The sequence below is a fragment of the Methanoregula sp. genome (assembly GCF_049510175.1).
GTDB lineage: Archaea > Halobacteriota > Methanomicrobia > Methanomicrobiales > Methanospirillaceae > Methanoregula.
Genome location: NZ_JBEKZF010000020.1, coordinates 1 through 3,976 on the forward strand (window position 1 = coordinate 1; position 3,976 = coordinate 3,976).

3 protein-coding genes are annotated in these 3,976 nt (G+C 53.3%); all 3 read right to left on the reverse strand.

The features are described 5' to 3' along the window. The coding region (locus ABSG49_RS11955; protein WP_424026362.1) for a glycosyltransferase at positions 1–565 on the reverse strand (565 nt) is incomplete at its 3' end. Positions 566–633: 68 nt separating this feature from the next. Further along, on the reverse strand, positions 634–1,632 hold the full coding sequence (locus ABSG49_RS11960) for a glycosyltransferase family 2 protein (RefSeq protein WP_424026363.1): 999 nt from the start codon (positions 1,630–1,632) through the stop codon (positions 634–636). 32 nt (positions 1,633–1,664) lie between these two features. After that, positions 1,665–3,806, reverse strand: a complete 2,142-nt coding sequence (locus ABSG49_RS11965; protein ID WP_424026364.1) for a glycosyltransferase — start codon at positions 3,804–3,806, stop codon at positions 1,665–1,667. Positions 3,807–3,976: the final 170 nt, after the last annotated feature.

Here is a 3,976-nt window from a genome sequence, read left to right on the forward strand (position 1 = left end):
ATAACCCTGCCCGGAGCCAGAAATCGAAATCAGCCACATACCGGAACTGCTCGTCTCTTCCACCCAGCTCCCTTACCAGGGGTTTTCTAAAGAAAGCGCCGGGACCCGGCACGCAATGGAACCATCGCACCATGTTGAGGTAATCATACTCGAACGTTTGCCTGTGCCAGATCCTTTCACCCCGTGAATCGATCATCTCCCAGTCAGGGTACGCTACTACTACATCAGGCTCTTTCACCATAGTACCGACAATCTCTTTTACCGCGTCCGGAAGAAGGGGGTCATCCGAATTCACCACGGCGATGATTTCCCCCCTGACCATTCCTAAGCCTTTATTGACCGTTCTTGTTTCCCCCATGTTCGGATGGGTCTCGTATCTCAAGTGTTTCGCATATTTCCTGATCACGGACAGGGTATCGTCCGAAGAGCCGTCGTCGAGGACAAGGTACTCGATATTCGGGTAGTCCTGCCCGATGACACTTACAATCGTCTCTTCGATAAGCGATTGCCTGTTATAAGCGGGGGTGATGATGGAGACGAGGGGGAGGTATTTACTGTGATTCACGGTGCAGACGCTTTGTTTGTTTTTCCGAATGCTTCCCGCACTCGATTTTTTTTCCGAGCGACTTGCCTCTATCCTGCTATCCTTTTTTTTAAGCGTTTCGCAAAGTCGCGTGGATTGACCAGAAGAAGGTGCAGAGGGAAATAAGCGACAAGGAAATAGCGACGGCAGGCAGTCAGACATCTGCGGACAGGTTGGTAACCGCGCAGCGGCTTTGGGAAGAAATACAGATAACATCTGCCGCGGAAGGGCCAATAGAATATGGACCAAAACGCGAACCTAACGATTGCCGTCCAGCGATACTGGGGGTCGCGGTAGACTGCGAACATGTAATGATGGAAGAGATTCGCCGCAAGCTTTCTCTTGCAAACATCACGAAAAGATCTGTCCTCCTTCATTAACTTTCGCACATAGTACTTGATGTTATTAAGCTCGTTTATCGGCTCCCGTAGCCGATTTCCTTGATGGGTAAGAAGCTTCGAAAGCGGTTTGTTTATAGCAAGGATTTTGTGACGGCGCGACACCCGCCGCCACATGTCGGTATCCTCGAACCTTTCCATCCGTTCGTCAAAACCGCCTATCTCCTCGACTACGGACTTCCTCAGCATAACGGTTGGCAGCGTTATTGTTAGGGGCAGATAAAGGGCTATGTCGTAATAGAGCCATCCCGATTTTTCGGCTTCATATGCACCCAAGAACTCGCCTGTCTCGCTGAAGCAGATGGCTGATCCGTATACCATCCCGTACTCCGGATTTCTTTCCAAATGGTCTACCTGTGTGGCAGGCGTGTAGGGGAAGAAAAGGTCATCGGAATCGAGGAAGGCGATATACCTGCCTTTCGCGAGCGTAAGGGCGTGATTTCGGGCGCGGGACCTACCGCCATGCGCGAGAGGAACGTATCTCACCCTTTCAGACAGGCCCGTGAGCATCTCTCGCGTGTTGTCAATCGATCCGTCATCCGCGACGATAACTTCGAAATCGGCGTAGGTCTGTTCGAGGACACTTTCCACTGCCTTTCTCACTAAGGCGGCCCTGTTGTAGGTGGGGATGATGACGCTTACGTTTGGCAATGTTCCCTCGAGCAGAAAGGAACTTGCTTCAATTATAATATCCCATGATGTTGGCTTTTCGGCCTGAGTCGTCCCATGTATCGGTGAAGGAAGCGTGATGCTATACGGGAGAGAGAGTTCCTTGCTGACTTGAAACAGGCGAACGCCGATGTCTTGACGCTGTTGCGGTCATGAAAGACATCGGGAGGATAATAAAGGACGTATTGTAGGTAATGTGTCGCTCTCGCGAAAAAGGCTTTTCCTGAGACCCGGCTCGCATGCAGGTGCGCCGCGCTGAAAGCCTTCATCCTCACCCGCCGGACTTCACGGGGGAGGTCTGAAAGAGAGAAAAACTTCTTTATGAGCCTGATGTCTTCTCTCGCCATGCGACTCCCTTTCATTGCCAGAGACGTTGATGACGTATGAATCCTGAAGGTTGCAAGGGCTTTGGGTATGCGGGCGAAGGACCCGTGGAGACCGAGCCTCAACCAAAAGTCAAAATCGCCCACAAACTTGAACTGCGGGTCCCGTCCACCCGTAAGGTCGATGGCCTGTTTTCTCATGAAGGCGCCCGGGCCCACAATGCATCGATGGCGAGACACCATGAAGACGTAATCATACTCGGCTACCTTCTCCAAATGAAGGAACCCGGACCGGTCCGATATGTAATACCAGTCCGGATAGGCGACGAGGATCTCCGGCCGCTCAGCCAGGAAGGAGACTGCCTCTTTCACCGCGCCGGGAAGAAGTGGATCATCGGCGTTCACCACACAGATGATGTCGCCCTTCGCAAGCTGAAAACCCTTGTTGACGGTTAGTGCCTCCCCCATGTTCTCGTGGGACTCCAAGCGTATCCTGCTGCCGTATCTTACAAGTACCTCTAGTGTGTTATCCTTTGACCCATCATCGAGTATGATGTATTCCAGGTTCGGGTAGTCTTGAGAGAGCACGCTTTGGATGGTCTCGTCGAGGAAAGACGCCTGGTTGTAGGCAGGCGTGATGATGCTTACCGGGGGAAGGTCTGCTTTGGCGCTCTTCTTTCTGTCCGCCTCGATCCGTCCACGCAAGCCTTCGTAATAGGCGACGACCCTCTGCGCTATGGCTGTCCGGTCGGCGTGCGCTCGCAAGATGTCCACATTCCTGCGAGCTGCATGATCGACGAGTGTGTCGTCATTCATCGCGCGAACGAGTGCCTCTTTGATCTCATCCGGGTACAGGTTGCGGGCAAAAAGCACGTTCTCTTCGTTTTTTACGACCGGCATTATGGTTTCGAGGGGAGAGACGATCGGGAAGGCTCCGCACGCCATTGCCTCGTACATGGAATTGGGAATGCCATCGACAAGCGAAGGTGCCAGCATGACCCTTGCCCGCTTCATCAGCTCAAGCACTCCCCCCCTTGGAATCCGTGTGTCGATGTGGCATGACGTCTTTATTTCCTCCGGCAAGGTATGAAACCATTGCCGGACTTCCGGCAGAGAGGCCAGCATGTATATCTCGCATGGCCTGATCTTCTCCCAGGCTTCCTTTATTGCCTCGAGCACGGGCAATGCCTTGGACCACGGGCACTCGTATGCCTTGGGCCACACGATTATGCGTTCGCGTTTCGAGGGCGGAGTCTTTCGCGCATCGGCAAACGCCTCTATGTCGATGCCCCCTGTGCCTGGTACGGGCGCTATTTCGGCGATCTTCCCGGCCGGTGCGCCCAGGTCCTGGAGATACTCAAAGTTCTTCCTGTTGTCGGTAATGATCTGATCGCACTCTTCCAGGACCTTCCGAATGTGCGGGGAGACCTCGGGATCTGTCCTCGTCAGCGTCAAATCGGAGCCGCCCCTTGTCTGGACTACCAGCTTGTAGCCGTATTCGATAGGGCCAAGGCTCATAATATCTAAAAAAAGGAAAGAAACAGGATCTAGGCCGAAGAGATGGATGATGTGCGGCCGCCAAAAGGCAATTATCCGCTCCAGCCATTTTTCAGGCCGGGGGAGCCCGTATGCCAGGTAGGCAGTAGTCCCTTCTCTTATCTGCTCGGGAGTGGGATAGAGCGTTTTCCTTATATTTAGGTCGAGTCCCTCGGGAGGCTTGGCCTGAGTTAGATAGGTGCGGACGGGCCAATCAACAGGCGGAGGATCGGAGGGTATCGCAAAGAAGCGCACGTTAATCGGTGAATGGGCTAGCAAATCGATCCAGCTGTGCACATGGGTACTGAGAGGATGTCCGACAAAGAGAATCCTCGTCTTACCTGGGTAGGGATCGATTTCGAATGTGTTTCTCATCCTACTCGACGAACGTCGAAGACCTGTCGATGAACTTCCGGCTCCATAGCTCAAACACCATCAGCAGCCAGGGCTGCGACCAATGCACGTTG